Below are 16,191 nucleotides of genomic sequence, written 5' to 3'. Positions count from 1 at the left end.
CATCTCGAAGCGTGAAGAACGGCCGCGTCACGTACGCCCAGATCCCGGGGATCTCAGCAGGTCGAGTGACCAGCAACGTTAAACGCCAAGCTCAGTGGCGTGATCTCTTCCTGCCTTGTTGACCATGGAGGCGCAGTGCCCGACAATTCACGCGACCTACACAACTGATGCACCATCACCACACGTACTCTGCCCGCCTGGTGGAGACCAACACGTGCAACGGCGCCCTGCACAGCAGTGGCAGGTCCGGGCCGACGGCTCGATCCTCAACCCGCGGTCCGGCCGCTGCCCGGACGTCCGGGGCGTGGCCGACATCAACGGCACAGCGGTCCAGCTCTGGGACTGCTACGGCTCCGCCCGCCAGATCCGGCACGCGCCCGCGTGGCAGTCCCGTCAACCGAATCACCCTCAACTCCAAGGATCTCTCCGATGCGTCGTACCGCTTCCCTGTTCGCCACCGCGCTGCTCGCGGCAGCCGCCGCGCTCACGGCGCCGGCCGCCGAGGCCGCAGGGCCCGCGCAGGCCTCCGGCCCGTCCGACAAGTGCTACGTGAGCGCCACTCCCCAGGGCAGCTTCACCGGCACCTGTGCGGGCATCGACCCGATGCAGACCTGGCACGTCGTGATCACCTGTTGGATCTACAACCCGGGCAGCTCGACCCCGATGCTCTGGCCGGGCACCACCAAGGGGTGGGTCACCGGCAACACCACCACCCCCGCCAGCTGCGGCGCGGACCGCGTGAATTCGGTGGAGATCCAGTTCGGCCCCGCGCCGACGGGCGGGCCGACCGGCCAGATCACCGGCTTCGTGAACAAGTGCCTGGACGTGCGCATGGGTACCAGCGTCAACGGTACGCCCGTCCAGATGTGGGACTGCCTCGGCAACGTCAACCAGTCGTGGCGGATCGCCTCCGACGGGACCATCCGCGCCGTCGGCCTGTGCCTGGACCCCGAGGGTGGCCGGACCGGCAACGGCACGCCGGTGCACATGTGGGAGTGCAACGGCGCGATCAGCCAGCAGTGGCGGGTCCGGCCCGACGGCGCGATCATCAACGTGAAGTCCGGCCGTGCCCTGGACGTCCGGGACTGGAACACCGCCAACGGCGCGATCGCGCAGATCTGGGACTTCAACAACACGGCCAACCAGCTCTGGCACGCGCCCGCGTAATCCCGGCCCGGCCCGGCTCACCCGAGCACGCCGTGGGCCAGGACCTGCGTGACAAGCCCGGAGGCCCGGCCGGGGGGCCGCTGTTTCACCACCGTATCGCCGCGGCCAGATGCCCGAGCTCCGGACTGACGAGCTCGTGCATGGTTGGCGGTGCGGTGCTGGGTCTTGATCCCTGATCATGTTCGTTTGGTGGGGAACGGGACTCGTGCAGTGATCATCAGTGACCGGAGGATCACGGGGCTGTCGTCCGATGTGATCGCCGAACTCGATGTCGAGGTGGGTCCGTTATGGCACGAACGGTATCAGGCGAGACTGGAGTCCAGGCCGCGCGAGCGGGCCGTTGGCGCCGGCGCGAAGCACCGTCTGGTCTTTGTCGACCGGCTCCTGGCCACGCTCGTTCATTTTCGCCACGGTGTCACTCACGACGTGCTGGCCTGCTGGTTCGGCGTTGACCGCGCCACGATCACCCGGGCGATCGGCGAGGTGCGGCCCCTGCTCGCTGCCCTGGGCTGCACCATCGCGGCAAGCGTCCGGCTCCGCACCCTCGCCGAGGTCATCGACCACCTTGGGGCCAGCGGACAGGCCGGGATTATCGACGGCACCGAGATCCGTGTCCGCAGGCCCGCCGTCGGCCGCAGGGACCGGGAGAAGTTCATCTCGGGCAAGAACAAGCAGAACGTCGTCAAGGCCATGGTCCTCACCGATGCCGACGGCAGGCTCCTCTTCCGTAGTCCGGCCCAGCCGGGCAAGCTGTGCCGACATCATGGACCGAGCGCGAAACCGGGCGGCCGCCGACGTTACCGACTCCCTCAAGCACGCCCTCCGAGTCGCCATGCCCCTTGCCCGTCACTCGGACCCGGGAGTCGAGTCCACCACGGACGCGGTCCTTGATGCCCTGCTCCACCACCGCAGCCAAGCCATCCTCGACCAGCGACTCCGCGCCTTCCGCGAAGCCGTTCGCACGGCCACCACCACCCCCGTGCCAGCCTGGCGCCGGGCCTGCGGCCGGATCGCCGCGCTGCCAGCCGCAGGGTTCAGGGCCGCTCGTGTACGCCTTCGCCGCGCCCCAGCGACCCCGTAGGGGAGGAGTGGAACCGCGTCAGCCAGGGCGCGGGGCCTGCGAGGTGAAAGCGGTTTTGGTCCGTGACTGGTCCGGAAGCGCTGGTCAGGGGCGGGTTAGGGGCGGGTTAGGGGCGGAAGGAACTGGAAGGAATGACTCAAACCAGCTTTCGCTTCGGGCGAGTCGAGATGGCGGCGCCTGACCAGTGAATGCCCAGGTGAGGCGCCGTTTCTCGGGCGTCTAGAAGAAGCCGAGGCGCTTCGGGGAGTACGAGACGAGGAGGTTCTTCGTCCACTGGTAGTGGTCCAGCATCATCTTGTGGGTCTCTCGGCCGATGCCTGACTGCTTCACTCCTCCGAAAGCAGCGTGGGCCGGGTAGGCGTGGTAGCAGTTCGTCCAGACGCGGCCCGCCTGGATCGCGCGGCCCGCCCGGTAAGCCGTGTTGATGTCGCGCGTCCACACGCCGGCGCCCAGTCCGTACGCCGTGTCGTTGGCGATCCGGACGGCCTCGTCGAAGTCCTGGAACGAGGTCACGGACACCACGGGGCCGAAGATCTCCTCCTGGAAGATCCGCATCCGGTTGTCGCCCTCGAAGATGGTCGGCTGCACGTAGAAGCCGCCCGCCAGGTCGCCGTCCTGGTCGATCCGCTGGCCGCCGGTGAGGATCTTCGCCCCTTCCTGCTGGCCGATCTCCACGTACGAGAGGACCTTGCGCAGCTGTTCCTCGGAGGCCTGCGCGCCGATCATCGTGTCCGTGTCCAAGGGGTGCCCCGGCACGATCAGTTCGGTGCGGGCCACGGCCGCGTCGAGGAAGTCGCCGTACCGGCCGCGCTCGATCAGCGCGCGCGAGGGGCTCGTGCACACCTCGCCCTGGTTCAGGGCGAACATGGTGAACCCCTCCAGGGCCTTGTCGCGCAGGTCGTCGTCGGTGGTCCAGATGTCGTCGAAGAAGAGGTTCGGGCTCTTGCCGCCGAGTTCGAGGGTGACCGGCTTGAGGTGCTCCGCCGCGTACTGCATGATCAGCCGCCCGGTGGAGGTCTCCCCGGTGAACGCGATCTTCGCCACGCGCGGGCTGGATGCCAGCGGCTTGCCCGCCTCCTCGCCGAAGCCGTTCACGATGTTCACCACGCCCGGCGGCAGCAGGTCCGCCACCAGGCTCAGCCAGTAGTGCACCGAGGCCGGAGTCTGCTCGGCAGGTTTCAGCACCACCGTGTTCCCGGCCGCCAGCGCCGGCGCCAGCTTCCACACAGCCATCAGGATCGGGAAGTTCCACGGGATGATCTGCCCGACGACGCCCAGCGGCTCGTGGAAGTGGTAGGCGACGGTGTCGTCGTCGAGCTGGCTGAGCGAGCCTTCCTGGGCGCGCAGCGCTCCCGCGAAATAGCGGAACTGGTCGATGGCCAGCGGCATGTCGGCGGCGAGGGTCTCCCGGATCGGCTTGCCGTTCTCCCAGGTCTCCGCGACCGCCAGGGCCTCCAGGTTCTGCTCCATCCGGTCCGCGATGCGCAGCAGGATGGTGGACCGCTCGGCGACCGAGGTGCGTCCCCAGGAGGGCGCGGCCGCGTGCGCCGCGTCGAGCGCCAGCTCCACGTCCTCGGCGGTACCGCGGGCGACCTCGGTGAAGGTCTGGCCGTTGACGGGGGAGGGGTTGGCGAAGTACCCGCCGAGGGCGGGCTCGACGTACTCGCCGCCGATGAAGTGGCCGTAGCGGGACGCGTACGACATGAGCGCGCCTTCGGTGCCGGGCGCTGCGTAACGGGCCATGGAGTCCTCCCCTTGCCGGGCGCCGGCCGCCGTCGGACAGCGCTCGGGAGGAGGCTAGGAGCAGGCAGGTTGCGGATACGTTGCACGGCGCGGTCGCGCCGACTCCCGCCGTACTCGGGCCTGTTCGGCACCGGTTGTCGGTACGTGGGCCGGCGCGGCGCCGGCGCCGGGTCCGGGTCGGGGTGCGGCGCCGGGTCCGGGTGTGGTGCCGGGTGCGGTGCCGGGCCCTCCGGTACCAGGTCCTCCGGTGCCGAGTTCGCTGTCGAGGGCCCGTACGCGGGCCAGCGCGGCCGGGCGCCCCTCCGGCGGCAGCGCCGCGGCCAGCGCCCGCCACACCGCCGCATCGTCCGCGCCCCACGGAGCGCACACCCAGTCGCTCAGCAGCCCCACGTCCGCCCGGGCGATCACGGCGGCCCGTGCCTGGTCCTCGATCCGGCGCCGCAGCCGGACGATGCCCGGCGCGGTCGAGCCGGGGAGCAGCGGGCCCGCGTAGTGGTGGAGCGCCGCCGAAACGGCGCCGGCCGCGAGGTGGCGCGTCACGACGGTGAAGTCCGCCTCCAGCGGCGCCGCCGTGCGGTAGGGGCGCGACAGCGGGGCGCGGGCCCCCAGCAGCCCGCGCAGCCGTGACATTTCGGCGCGCAGGGTCACCGGTGACACCGACTCGTCCTCGTACAGCGCGATCGCCAGCTCCTCGCCCGACATCCCCTCGGGGTGGTGCGCGAGGAGCGCCATGATCTCGCTGTGCCGCCGCCCCAGGCGGACCCGCGCGCCGTCGCCGACCAGCAGCGCCTCGTCCTGGCCGAGGGCGCCGAGGGTGTCCCCGGCGGCCGGCGGGAGCGGGTCCAGCAGCGCCAACTGCGCCTCCGCGGCCCGGGCCACCGCCTGCACGAAGGCGAGGGAGTGCGGATGGGCCAGGCCGTCGCCACCGGTGATGTCGACCGCGCCGAGCAGCCGGCCGCTACGGGGGTCGCGCACGGGGGCCGCCGCACACGTCCAGGGATGGACCCGGCGGCTGAAGTGCTCGGCCCCGAACACCTGGACCGGCTCCCCGACGGCGACCGCCGTGCCGGGCGCGTTGGTCCCCATCGCCGTCTCGGCCCAGCGCGCGCCCGGTACGAAGCCGAGCCCCTCCGCCCGCCGCAGCGTGGCCGCCTTGCCCTCCACCCACAACAGGCTGCCCCGCGCGTCGCACACCGCCAGCAGGTGGGCCCCGTGCGCCGCGAACGCCCCCACGAGGTCCCGGAACACCGGCATCACCCGGGCCAGCGGGTGCTGCGCGCGGTAGGACCGCAGTTCGGCCTCCGCGAGCTCCACCCGGGGCGTGCACTCCGGGCTGACCCGGGCCCGGGCGCACCGCCGCCAGGACTTCGCGATCACCGTCCGGACCGGAGCCTCGACCCGCCCGTCCTGCGTGAACGCGGTGTGCGCCCGCCGCAGTATGCGCCTGCGCTCGGCGGGATCGGCCCCGCCCGGCAGCGCCACCGACGGATCGCCCATGTCACCCTCCCGTGGTGCCGCGGTACCCGGAGCGCCCCCATCGTCGTCCCGGTCCCGGGCCCCGACAAGCGCTGCGTCGGCCATGCGGTGCCGAAACGCCGCCAGGGCAGGGGGGGCGGCCCTCCCGTCGGGTCCGGGGCCGACAGGGCCGGGTCCGGGCCGGGGCCCGGCCGAATCCCCCGGCCGGGGCGGCCGGGGGATTCGGGGCCATCGCGGCCCGGTCGCGCACGGTAGCCGCCGACGGACGGGACCGGTCCTGGACGGGGGAGGCCTCGGCCGGGAGGCGTACGGCGTCTTCGACAGGAGCGGGTGGTCGGGAACGCGTCGTCGCGGCGGCGCGTTGAGGGGGGTAGTGGACGACGACACGTGGAGGTGTCCGCAGATGTCCAAGCGCGGAAAGGTCGCGGTTGCCGGAGTCGCGGCAGCCATCGTGTTGTTCTGGACGGTCGGGTTCTGGGCAGGGCTGCTGGTCCTGATCGGTGTGCCGGCGGCCGCCTACCTGCTGCTGGACTCCTCCCAGCGGCGTCGCCTGCGGGGTATATCCAGGAAGCAGCTCGGCCGCTGAGCGGTCGCGTGCGACGCGTCTGACCGCCGGTGACGGGGATCGGGGCCGGGTACGGTCCCGGTCCCGTGGCCCTCGCCCGGGCTGGGGTGTGCTGTCCGTGACGGTGCCGGCCGGCGCGGGATCACGAGTCGGCGGGGCCCGTCGGCGGCCCCGGCTTGCGGGCCAGGATGCAGAGCTGCCGCCGCCGTCCGCCCTCGGGCTCCCGCAGCAGCCGGGTGGTGACGACGAGGCCGGCCTCAGCGAGCAGGCCGGCGAGGCGGTCGGGCGGCAGCAGACAGACCCCGAAGGACACGGGGTGGCCGTACGCCTGCTGCGGGTTCGTCACCGACATGGGTCCCGAGCAGCAGGTGCCCCTCGGGTGCCAGGGTCCGGTGGAACTCGGCGAACACCGTCGGCAACTGCTCCGGCGGCGTGTGATGGGTCGAATACCAGGCGAGGATGCCGCCGAGCGCGCCGTCCTCGAGGTCGAGCGCGTTCATGGACCCCTCGCGGAACGCCACGTGCGGATGGGCCGCGCGGGCCACCTCGACCATCCTGGGCGAGAGGTCGATACCGAACACCGGCATGCCCAGCCCGTCCAGGTACGCCGTGAGGTGCCCGGGTCCGCAGCCGAGGTCGGCGATCGGCCCGTGCCCGGCGCCCTGTACGAGCTCGGCGAACGCGGCCGGCATCGCGCGGTCCAGTGGGCTGCCCGCGAGCCATGCGCCGTACGGCTGCGCGTAGTCGGCGGCGACGGTGTCGTAGGACGCCCGGGTGGCGGCCAGGTGGGTGGGCTCGGACATGCGCCTCACCGTAGCCGCCGGCGCGTGCGGGTCGCGGCGGTGTGGTGGTTCAGTAGTAGTCCCGCATCAGGGTCGTGGCCCACTCCGGCTGGGTCAGATCTCCGCGCGGACCGAATTCGGCCATGTACGGCTTCAGGTCGAGGACCGGGGTGCCGTCCACCGCGTCCAGGCCCTCCACGTGCACGTCCAGGCCGTCCACCTTCAGGATCCGGCACCGGGAGACACCCAGCCGGTTCGGCCTGTTCTTGCCGCGCTGGGCGAAGATGCCGACCAGCGGCCAGTCCGGATTGCCCCGGGGGTGCCGGGCGCCCGTCTCGATCTTCTCCACCGGGACCCGGTCGAAGTGGTAGACGACCTCGAGGTGCGAGAACTCCGCCAGCCCGTACAGGGCCTCCGGGCCGAACCGCCCGGCGTCCAGGCGGATGACGGCCGTCTCCCGCCCCCAGTCGTCGTCGACCACCTCCGCGCGGCCGCCCACCACCACGGCCACCGGCTCCGACTCCATCAGCACAGCTTCTCCCTCGGGTTCAGGCCGGGCGTACGGCGATACGGTCCAGCGCCGCCAGCAGCTCCGGCAGTTTCGGCAGATCTAGATCATGATCCCCGTCGCGGGGGACCGTGAGAACCTCGCTCGGCTCCTCGTCCAGCAGCACGAACGCCGTGTCGTCGGTCCGGGCCACCAGCGACCACCCGGGCCCGTCCACCCGCAGGGTCCGCGCCCCCTCGCCCGCGAAGGAGGACCGCACCCGGCCGGGCGGCGGCGGGCTCTGCGTGTACTCCGAGGCCTCCTTGAGCGCCCGCGCGAGCCCGGGGTGTGCCGCGGCCGCCGCCCCGCCGTCCGTCGCGACGCGCTCGCGCCAGGCGGACCACTCCCGGGCGATCTGGTCCGCGCCCATCCGGCGCTGCACCGGCCCCCACGCCTCGGCGGAGGGCGGTGCCAGCGGCACCCGCCCGGTACCGTCGGCGCCCTGCTCCGGGTCGTGCGGCTCCGGGATCCCCGGCGTCGCCACCGACAGGTCCAGCGGCCAGCCCGCCAGCGAGACCACGATCGTCCGCTCGTCGGGCGACAGGTCGTACTCCATGCCGCAGTCCCAGGAGGCGATCGCCATGGCCACGAGCGAGACGTCGTCCACGACGACGGTCCAGCGCGCGCCCTCCTCGTCCTGGCCGAGCACCAGCCCGTATCCCCGCGTCACCGGCTTCACGCCCAGCAGCGAGCAGGCCTCCGGGAAATCGTCGCCCAGGATGCTCGGAAACTGCGCGGGGGTCAGCAGCACGGCGGTCAGCACATAGAGCGAACCGCCCCCCTCCTCGTCGGACACGTGGCCTCCCGGTCGCTCTCTCGTCGGCGCACCCTAACCAGCGGGTAACCCCCGCGTCGAGAGCCTGTGGGCGGCGATTTCCAAGCCCGCTACCTGCACGTAGAGTTGGGTACCCGCCACAGAAAGGGACACCCGGTGCAGCGTTACGACCGGCTGAGGGAGATCCTCCGTCTCGACCCCGACAAGGACTTCCTCACCATCTACCGGCTCACCGCCACCTACGAGTTCCCCTGGGACTTCACCCGCGCCCTGGAGCTCGCCCTCTTCCGCACCTACGCCGTCCCCAGCATCGGCCGCCTGCTGGCCGAGACCGCCGAGTTCACCGACCGCCCGCAGAAGCGCTACGACGACACCGCGCTGCTCCTGGACGCCGTCGTGGAGCACGGATTCGAGAGCGAGACCGCGCGCACCGCGATCCGCCGCGTCAACCAGATGCACCGCAGCTACGACATCGGCAACGAGGACATGCGCTATGTCCTGTGCACCTTCGTGGTGATTCCGGTGCGCTGGCTGGACACCTACGGCTGGCGCCCGATGACCCACCACGAGCGCCGGGCCAGCGCGAACTACTACGCCACGCTCGGCCGGCACATGGGCATCACGGACATCCCGGGCTCCTATGAAGAGTTCGAGGAGACCCTGAACGCCTACGAGGAGGCCCACTTCGGCTGGGACGAGGGCGGCCGCAAGGTCGCCGACTCCACGATCGGCCTCATGGCCTCCTGGTACCCGGCGCCGCTCGCCCCGGCCGTGCGCGGCCTGAGCCTCGCCCTCCTCGACGAGCCGCTGCTGTCCGCCTTCCGGTACGAGAGCCCTCGCCCGCAGGTCAAGCGGCTGGTCCGGGGCGCCCTCAGGCTGCGCGGCCGCGCGGTCCGGCTGCTGCCGCCGCGCAAGGCCCCGCACTACGCCCGGCAGAACCCGGAGATCAAGGGCTACCCCCACGGCTACGACGTGGGCGAGCTCGGCACGTTCCCCGTGCCCGGCTCGGGGGGATGCCCCGTGCCGCATCCCCGCCGGCCGGCCGGGGCCGAGGCTCAGCCTCCGGCGTGATCCGGGGCACCTCCCCGGACCCCGGGCGAGGTGCCGACGTACAGAGGTGTGTACAGGGGTGTGCGGGTCAGGCGCGGCGCACCGCGAGCGCCAGGAAGCGGTCGTCCTCGTCGGCGTACGAGGTCATGTCCCAGCCCGAACGGGCCAGCAGCGGGCCGAGGTTGTGCTCGGCCCGCAGGTCGTCCGGCGTCAGCTCGCGGCCGTGCCGCGCCGCCAGGGCCGCTCGCCCGATCGGGTGGAACAGGGCGAGCCGGCCGCCGGGGCGGACGACGCGGGCGAGCTCCCGCAGGTTCGCCTCCGGGTCGGGCAGGTGCGCGATCAGCCCGGCGGCGAAGACGGCGTCGAGCACCCCGTCGCGCAGCGGCAGCCGGGCCACGTCCGCGAGCAGCAGAGTGCCCTCCGCGCCCCGGCCTGCCCGGCGTGCGGCGGCCAGCATCTGCGGGGTGAGGTCCGCGCCGAGCACCGTGCCCGCCGGGCCGACCGCGGCGCGGAGCGCCGTCAGCGCCCGCCCGGTCCCGCAGCCCGCGTCGAGCACCCGGTCCCCGGGGCGCAGCCCGAACTCGGCCACGGCCGTCGTGAACGCGGGACCGTCCCCCGGGAACTTCCGGTCCCAGTCGGCGGCGCGCACCCCGAAGAACTCCTGCACGTGCGTGTGGTCTTCGTTCATGCGGACATGATCCCCCACGGGCCTCCGTGCGGGGTGCGCGCGGCGCAAGCGGGGCGTGCGGGGCGTGTGCAAGGTGGCATGTGGCGTGATCGAAGATGAACGTAGCTCTGTCATATTCCAGCAGTTCCAGCTGCTTTCGAAATGCTCCCCTTGTTCGTGCCCTCACCCGGACTAGCGTCCCGAGGCCATGGGACACCTCGACCACGCAGCCTATGGCTGGCTGACACCCGTACTGTCGTATGTGATGGCATCCATCGGCGCCGCCCTCGGGCTGCGCTGCACCGTCCGCGCACTCGCCGCGACGACCGGATCCTCCCGCCGCAACTGGCTCCTCACGGCGGCCTCCGCCATCGGCACCGGCATCTGGACGATGCACTTCGTCGCGATGCTCGGCTTCAACGTCACCGGCACCGAGATCCACTACAACGTGCCGCTGACCATCCTCAGCCTGCTCGTCGCCGTGATCGTCGTCGGCGCCGGCGTGTTCGCCGTCGGCTACGGCAGGGACCGCGGCCGCGCCCTGGTCCTCGGAGGGCTCACCACCGGCCTCGGCGTCGCCAGCATGCACTACCTCGGCATGGCCGCCCTGCGCCTGCACGGCACCATCTCGTACGACCCGCTCACGGTCGGGCTCTCGGTCGCCATCGCCGTCGTCGCGGCCACCGCCGCCCTGTGGGCCGCGCTCAACATCAAGGCGCCGGTCGCCATGGCCGTCGCGTCGCTCGTCATGGGCGCCGCCGTCAGCAGCATGCACTACACGGGGATGATGGCGGTCGCCGTCCGCGTCGTCCCCTCGGACCATGCCCTGCCGGGCGCCACCGCGATGCAGTTCATCTTCCCGCTCGCCGTCGGGCTCGGCTCGTACCTCTTCATCACCTCCGCGTTCGTCGCGCTCTCCCCGACCGCCGACGAGCGCGCCGCCTCCGCCTCGGCCGCCCGGCACCTGGGCGGGCAGGCACCCGGGCCGGCGGCGCCGGCCGCGCCGGCCCACTGACCGACCCGGCCGAATCGCTCCACCGGCCTGGTCCGACCCGACCCGACCCGACCCGACCCGAGTCGACCCCGCTGGACCGCACCCGGAACGAGGAGCCCATGCGCACACCCCGCAGACCACCGGAAGCGGCGGCGCCGCGGCTGCCCGCGCCCCCGGCGCGCGGCCGCCGGGCCCACGCCGGACCGCCCGCCGAGGAGCCGGCGGCGCAGCAGGACCGACAGACCGCCCGTCCCGTCCCGGCGGCCGCCGCCGACCGCGGGTTCCCCCGGCTGCGGCTGCGCCCCGCCACCGTCCGCGCGAAGATCGTGTCGCTCCTGATGGTCCCGGTCGTCTCCCTGCTCGCCCTCTGGGGCTTCGCGACCGTCAGCACCGCCCAGGACATCGCCCGGCTCAGCCGCGTCCAACGGGTCGACGAGCAGATACGCACCCCCGTCGCGGCCGCCGTCATCGAGCTCCAGGCCGAACGGCGTGCCGCCGTCCGCTACCTGGCCGACCCCGCCGCCGACCAGGGCGCCGCTCTGGAGCAGCAGTCGCGGCGCACCGACGCCGTCGTCTCGCGGCTACGGCTCGGCGACCGGCACACCGTCGCCGAGTCCGGCGACTACGGCACCGACGTCGTCGTCCGCGTCGATGCCTTCGTCGCCGCGGCGGAGGGACTCGGCTCCACCCGCAAGGACGTCGCCGACCGGCGTGCGACCCCGGACGCGGCGTACGAGACGTACACCCGCGTGGTCGACAGCGCCCTCTCCGTCGACGGCTCCCTCTCCGGCGGCGAGAAGGCCGAACTCGGCCCCGATGCCCGTGTCCTGCTCGAATTCGCCCGCGCCGGGGAGCTCCTCTCCCGCGAGGACGCGCTGATCGCCGCGCCCGGCCCGCGTACCGCCGAAACGCTTCGGCTCCTCACCGGCGTCATCGAGACCCGCCGCGCCCTGACCGGGAGTTCCGCCGACGACCTGCCCGCCGCCCAGCAGGCCGCCTGGCAGTCCGCGGCCAAGAGCGCCGCCTACGCCGAGCTCACCGCTGCCGAGGACCGGGTGCTCACCGCAGGGACGGCCTCGGGCGCGGCCACCGGGCCAGGCGCCGGGTCAGGCGCCGGGTCAGGCGCCGGGTCAGGCGCAGGGCCAGGCGCCGGGCCTGCCACCGGGACGGGCAAGGAGGCCCGCGGGGCGCCCGCCGGCTGGGACGCCGCGTACACGAGCATCAGCGCCTCGATGCGCGAGATCGAGGCCGCCGCGCACGCCGCAGCCGCCGACCGCACCGACCCCTTCGCACAGGCCGGGCTCAGCCCCGCCGGAGCCGCCGTACTGCTGGGCCTCGCCGCCGTCGCCGCCTCCCTCGTCATCTCCGTCCGCATCGGCCGCGCCCTCCTCGTGGAACTCGTCGCGCTGCGCAACACCGCCCTGGAGATCGCCCACCAGAAGCTTCCGCACGCCATGGACCGGCTGCGGGCGGGCCAGGACGTCGACGTCGAGGCCGAGACCCCGGCCGGGCCACCCGCCGACGACGAGATCGCCCAGGTCGGCGAGGCGCTGGCCACCGTCCACCGGGCGGCCCTCAGCGCGGCCGTCGAGCGCGCCGAGCTCGCCAGCGGGGTGAGCGGCGTATTCGTCAACCTCGCCCGCCGCAGCCAGGTCCTGGTGCACAAGCAGCTCACGCTGCTCGACTCGATGGAGCGGCGCGCCGACGACCCCGGCGAACTCGGCGACCTCTTCCGCCTCGACCACCTCACGACGCGGATGCGCCGGCACGCCGAGAGCCTGATCATCCTGTCGGGCGCCGCTCCCGGGCGTGCCTGGCGGATGCCCGTCCCGCTGACGAACGTCGTGCGGGCCGCCGTCTCCGAGATCGAGGACTACCCGCGCGTCGAGGTCCGCCAGCTGGCGCAGGCCGCCGTGATCGGCGGGGCCGTCGCCGACCTCACGCACCTGCTCGCCGAGCTCATCGAGAACGCCACCCAGTTCTCCCCGCCCCACACCAAGGTCCGCGTCAGCGGCGAGCCCGTCGGCGCCGGATACGTCCTGGAGGTCGAGGACCGCGGGCTCGGCATGGGCCGCGAGACCCTCCACGAGGCCAACCGGCGCATCGAACAGTCCGAGGCCCTCGACCTGTTCGACAGCGACCGGCTCGGGCTCTTCGTGGTCAGCCGCCTCTCGGCCCGGCACGGTGTGCGGGTGCACCTGCGCACGTCACCGTACGGCGGCACCACCGCCGTGGTGCTCCTGCCGAATTCCCTGCTCCAGGGTGCGATCGAGACCGGCTCCGGGCCGGCGGCGGCTTCGGGCCGGGACCGGGACCGGGACCCGTTGGCCGGGGCCCCGGCGGGACCGCAGGAGACGGCGCCGCAGCCGCCCGCGATGAGCGTCGTACGGGAGGACGCGCGCCGCTCGGCGGTACGGGAGGACGAACGCGGCGTCCCGGTCCCGGACCGCAGTCCCGTACGGGAGGAGCCGCGCCCGGCCCCGGTGGCCCCGCTGCGGCCGCGGGGTCCCGGCGGCGCGGTCGCCCGTACGCAGGCCGCAGCGGTTTCGGCGCCGGCACCGGATTCCGCTCCGGCGCCGCTGCCCGGGCCGGCCCCGATGGCGCGACCAGCCGGAGGTTCCGCTTCCGGGCCTGACACCTCGGTCGCCGAACTGCCGCGCCGCGTACGCCAGGCCAGCCTGGTCCCCCAGCTGCGCGAGACCCCCGCCCCGGAGGCCCCGACCGGGGCACGCCCGCCCGAGGACCCGCCGGGGCGCAGCCCGGAGCAGGCCCGGGACCGGATGGCGGCCTACCGGGCCGGCTGGGTCCGCGGGGCTCAGGAGAACTCCGCCCACGCAGGCAGTGAAGGAGAAGTGTGATGATCGAGCACCAGAGATTCGATCTCGACGGCGCCCGCAGGTCCGGCGAACTGGACTGGCTGCTGGACGAGCTGGTGGTCCGGGTCCGCGAGGTCCGGCATGCCGTGGTCCTGTCCAACGACGGCCTGGCGGTGGGCGCGTCCAGTGCGCTCAGCCGCGAGGACGCGGAGCACCTGGCCGCCGTGGCCTCCGGATTCCACAGTCTGGCGAAGGGCGCGGGCCGGCACTTCCACGCCGGTGGCGTGCGCCAGACGATGGTGGAGATGGACGAGGGGTTCCTCTTCGTCGCGGCCGCCGGGGACGGCTCCTGCCTGGCCGTCCTCAGTGCGGCCAGCGCCGACATCGGGCTGATCGCCTACGAGATGGCCCGGCTCGTGAAGCGGGTCGGGGAGCACTTGTACACCCCGACCCGGTTCTCGGCGCGGCCGCCGGCCGCCGGTTGAGAGCGGCGGTCCGGTACATGAACGGCCAGTGGTACGACGCCGACGCGGGCCCGCTCGTCCGTCCGTACGCCATGACCGGCGGCCGCACCAAGCCGGGACCCCACGGGGTCCGGTTCGACCTGATCGCGCTGGTCGTCATAGACGTCGAGGGCGCTGCGGGCGCGGACGCGGCGGCCGAGTCGCTGCTGGGACCCGAACACCTGGCACTGCTCGGGCTCTGCCGGGCCGAGACCCAGTCGGTGGCGGAGCTCGCCGCGGACGCGGATCTGCCCGTGGGGGTGGTGCGGGTGCTGCTCGGGGACCTGTTGGAGGGCGGGCACGTCAAGGTCAGCCGGCCGGTGCCGCCCGCCCGGCTGCCGGACGAGCGGATTTTGCGTGAAGTCATCGAGGGATTGCGAGCGCTGTGATGGGACAACACCACGACGGACCCGGCGGACCGGCCCCCGTGCCCGACCCGGACACGGATCCGGAGGCCGACGGGGAACTGGCCGCGCTCGCCCTGAAGATACTCGTGGCGGGCGGGTTCGGAGTCGGCAAGACCACGATGGTCGGCGCGGTCAGCGAGATCCGGCCGCTGCGCACGGAGGAACTGCTCAGCGAGGCGGGTGAACGGGTCGACGACACGGGCGGGGTGGCCCAGAAGACGACCACGACCGTGGCCATGGACTTCGGGCGGATCACCATTCGGTCCGGACTGTCGCTCTACCTGTTCGGGACACCGGGGCAGGACCGGTTCTGGTTCCTGTGGGACGAGTTGTCGCAAGGAGCCCTCGGCGCGGTGGTGCTCGCGGACACCCGCCGGCTGGAGGACTGCTTCCCGGCGGTGGACTACTTCGAGCACCGGCGCATCCCGTTCGTGGTCGCCGTCAACTGCTTCACGGACGCACGGAGGTACGGGGCGCACGATGTCTCGCAGGCACTGGATCTGGAGGCGGGGACACCGGTGGTGCTGTGCGATGCGCGGGACAAGGATTCGGGGAAGGAAGTGCTGATCAGGCTGGTCGAGTACGCCGGGCGGGTGCACACCGCCCGGCTGCTCGACTCGGTGGAGCCGCAGGCCGACTCCGTGTGAGGCGGCCTGCGGAAAGGGGGCGGTGCCCGCTCAGTCGGTCACGCCGGCAACGGTGATCACTTTGTCGATGGTGACGCGGACGAGGAGTTCGCCGGGGACGGCGTTGCGGCGGCCGAAGGCCTCGGCGCGCTCCTCGCCCATGTAGCGGGCGCCGATCCTCGTAGCCCAGCCCGCCATCTCCTCCAGGTCCTCGCTGATCTCGGCGCGCCCCTGGAGGACGACGTAGGAGAACGGGGGACGGTCGTCGTCCACGCAGAGCGCGACCCTTCCGTCGCGGAGCAGGTTGCGTCCCTTGACCGTGCCCTTGCCGGTGTTGAACACGAAGGAATCGCCGTCGAGAGCGAACCAGATGGGTGCGACGTGCGGACTGCCGTCCTCACGGACGGTGGAGAGTTTGCCGGTGCGGGTCCCGTACGAGACGAATGCCCGCCATTCCTCTTGAGTCATCTTCTTCGCCATGGGGACATCCTCCTTGCCCGAAAGGCGCTGGTGGGGAAGGCTGGCCTGCACTTGCTACGAGGGGTGGGGCGCGGCCACGCCGGCGGCGTCGACGGGGAGGGGCTCGAAATGGCACTGGACAAGCAGCTGGACTGGCTGCTGGACGACCTGACGCGCAGGGTCCAGCAGGTCAGGCATGCGGTGGTGCTGTCCAACGACGGCCTGGTGACGGGCGCGAGCGCGGGGCTGGCGCGGGAGGACGCGGAGCACCTGGCTGCGGTGGCGGCGGGGCTGCAGAGCCTGGCGAAGGGGTCGGGCCGGCATTTCCGGGCCGGCGAGGTACGGCAGACGATGGTCGAGTACGACGACGGCGCCCTGTTCGTCATGGCGGCGGGCGCCGGGAGTTCGCTGTGCGTGCTCAGCGCCGCCGAGGCCGACATCGGTCAGGTCGCGTACGAGATGACGCTGCTGGTCAACCGGGTGGGAGAGCACCTGGGGGTGGCGGAGCGGCGGATCACCGGGGGCTGAGGCGT

16 protein-coding genes and 1 pseudogene are annotated in these 16,191 nt (G+C 72.9%); 10 read left to right on the top strand and 7 right to left on the bottom strand.

The genetic code is table 11. The features are described 5' to 3' along the window. Nucleotides 1-429 precede the first annotated feature (429 nt). Together AB0I68_RS35460 and AB0I68_RS35455 are read left to right on the top strand one after the other, a co-directional pair. The gene (locus AB0I68_RS35460) at nt 430-1,167 is read left to right on the top strand and encodes a ricin-type beta-trefoil lectin domain protein (protein WP_363181515.1); all 738 of its coding nucleotides are present in this window, start codon (nt 430-432) and stop codon (nt 1,165-1,167) included. Nucleotides 1,168-1,377: 210 nt separating this feature from the next. Next, the gene (locus AB0I68_RS35455; protein ID WP_363181514.1) at nt 1,378-2,058 is read left to right on the top strand and encodes a transposase family protein; all 681 of its coding nucleotides are present in this window, start codon (nt 1,378-1,380) and stop codon (nt 2,056-2,058) included. A gap of 409 nt (nt 2,059-2,467) precedes the next feature. On the opposite strand, the gene AB0I68_RS35450 is transcribed toward AB0I68_RS35455, so the two are convergent. Both AB0I68_RS35450 and AB0I68_RS35445 read right to left on the bottom strand, forming a co-directional pair. After that, the gene (locus AB0I68_RS35450; protein WP_363181513.1) at nt 2,468-3,991 is read right to left on the bottom strand and encodes an aldehyde dehydrogenase family protein; all 1,524 of its coding nucleotides are present in this window, start codon (nt 3,989-3,991) and stop codon (nt 2,468-2,470) included. A 54-nt stretch (nt 3,992-4,045) separates the two neighbouring features. Then, nucleotides 4,046-5,488, bottom strand: coding sequence for a GAF domain-containing protein (locus AB0I68_RS35445; RefSeq protein WP_363181512.1), 1,443 nt, complete (start codon nt 5,486-5,488; stop codon nt 4,046-4,048). 382 nt (nt 5,489-5,870) lie between these two features. Between AB0I68_RS35445 and AB0I68_RS35440 the strand changes: the two genes are divergently transcribed. Beyond that, the gene (locus AB0I68_RS35440; protein ID WP_030158088.1) at nt 5,871-6,053 is read left to right on the top strand and encodes a hypothetical protein; all 183 of its coding nucleotides are present in this window, start codon (nt 5,871-5,873) and stop codon (nt 6,051-6,053) included. Between the two features lie 121 nt (nt 6,054-6,174). Here the strand turns inward: AB0I68_RS35440 and AB0I68_RS35435 are convergent. The 3 genes and pseudogenes from AB0I68_RS35435 to AB0I68_RS35425 all read right to left on the bottom strand — a co-directional run bounded on the left by AB0I68_RS35435 (nt 6,175) and on the right by AB0I68_RS35425 (nt 8,157). After that, nucleotides 6,175-6,835: pseudogene (locus AB0I68_RS35435) on the bottom strand (methyltransferase domain-containing protein). Between the two features lie 49 nt (nt 6,836-6,884). Beyond that, nucleotides 6,885-7,340: an SAM-dependent methyltransferase gene (locus AB0I68_RS35430; RefSeq protein ID WP_363181517.1), complete on the bottom strand. Its 456-nt coding sequence runs from the start codon at nt 7,338-7,340 to the stop codon at nt 6,885-6,887. A 22-nt stretch (nt 7,341-7,362) separates the two neighbouring features. After that, the gene (locus tag AB0I68_RS35425) at nt 7,363-8,157 is read right to left on the bottom strand and encodes a hypothetical protein (protein ID WP_363181511.1); all 795 of its coding nucleotides are present in this window, start codon (nt 8,155-8,157) and stop codon (nt 7,363-7,365) included. Nucleotides 8,158-8,292: 135 nt separating this feature from the next. Between AB0I68_RS35425 and AB0I68_RS35420 the strand changes: the two genes are divergently transcribed. After that, complete coding sequence (locus AB0I68_RS35420) at nt 8,293-9,207, top strand: oxygenase MpaB family protein (RefSeq protein WP_363181510.1); 915 nt, start codon at nt 8,293-8,295, stop codon at nt 9,205-9,207. A gap of 67 nt (nt 9,208-9,274) precedes the next feature. On the opposite strand, the gene AB0I68_RS35415 is transcribed toward AB0I68_RS35420, so the two are convergent. Then, nucleotides 9,275-9,874, bottom strand: a complete 600-nt coding sequence (locus tag AB0I68_RS35415; protein ID WP_363181508.1) for a methyltransferase domain-containing protein — start codon at nt 9,872-9,874, stop codon at nt 9,275-9,277. Nucleotides 9,875-10,061: 187 nt separating this feature from the next. On the opposite strand from AB0I68_RS35415, the gene AB0I68_RS35410 reads away from it, so the two are divergent. The 5 genes from AB0I68_RS35410 (at nt 10,062) to AB0I68_RS35390 (ending at nt 15,220) form a co-directional block, all read left to right on the top strand. Next, nucleotides 10,062-10,868 (top strand): MHYT domain-containing protein, encoded by an 807-nt coding sequence (locus tag AB0I68_RS35410; RefSeq protein WP_363181507.1) that lies wholly within the window; start codon nt 10,062-10,064, stop codon nt 10,866-10,868. A 98-nt stretch (nt 10,869-10,966) separates the two neighbouring features. Then, nucleotides 10,967-13,705 (top strand): nitrate- and nitrite sensing domain-containing protein, encoded by a 2,739-nt coding sequence (locus AB0I68_RS35405; protein ID WP_363181506.1) that lies wholly within the window; start codon nt 10,967-10,969, stop codon nt 13,703-13,705. Beyond that, entirely contained in the window at nt 13,705-14,148 is a 444-nt protein-coding gene (locus tag AB0I68_RS35400; protein WP_363181505.1) for a roadblock/LC7 domain-containing protein, read from the top strand. The genes AB0I68_RS35405 and AB0I68_RS35400 overlap by 1 nt, the downstream gene beginning before the upstream one ends. 17 nt (nt 14,149-14,165) lie before the next feature. Next, nucleotides 14,166-14,555, top strand: coding sequence for a DUF742 domain-containing protein (locus AB0I68_RS35395; protein WP_363181504.1), 390 nt, complete (start codon nt 14,166-14,168; stop codon nt 14,553-14,555). Then, a complete protein-coding gene (locus AB0I68_RS35390; RefSeq protein WP_363181503.1) occupies nt 14,555-15,220 on the top strand; it encodes an ATP/GTP-binding protein in 666 nt (221 codons plus the stop codon). Before AB0I68_RS35395 ends, AB0I68_RS35390 begins: the two co-directional genes overlap by 1 nt. Nucleotides 15,221-15,250: 30 nt before the next feature. On the opposite strand, the gene AB0I68_RS35385 is transcribed toward AB0I68_RS35390, so the two are convergent. Further along, the gene (locus tag AB0I68_RS35385) at nt 15,251-15,679 is read right to left on the bottom strand and encodes a PPOX class F420-dependent oxidoreductase (RefSeq protein ID WP_363181502.1); all 429 of its coding nucleotides are present in this window, start codon (nt 15,677-15,679) and stop codon (nt 15,251-15,253) included. A gap of 108 nt (nt 15,680-15,787) precedes the next feature. Here AB0I68_RS35385 and AB0I68_RS35380 point away from each other — a divergent pair, with 108 nt between their 5' ends. Then, complete coding sequence (locus tag AB0I68_RS35380; protein ID WP_030158066.1) at nt 15,788-16,186, top strand: roadblock/LC7 domain-containing protein; 399 nt, start codon at nt 15,788-15,790, stop codon at nt 16,184-16,186. The last annotated feature ends 5 nt before the right edge of the window (nt 16,187-16,191 follow it).

The organism is Streptomyces sp. NPDC050448, from assembly GCF_040655295.1.
In the GTDB taxonomy this organism is placed as follows: Bacteria; Actinomycetota; Actinomycetes; order Streptomycetales; family Streptomycetaceae; genus Streptomyces.
The sequence above is the reverse complement of the archived record's forward strand: the minus strand, read 5'-3'. Positions and strand labels throughout refer to the sequence as shown.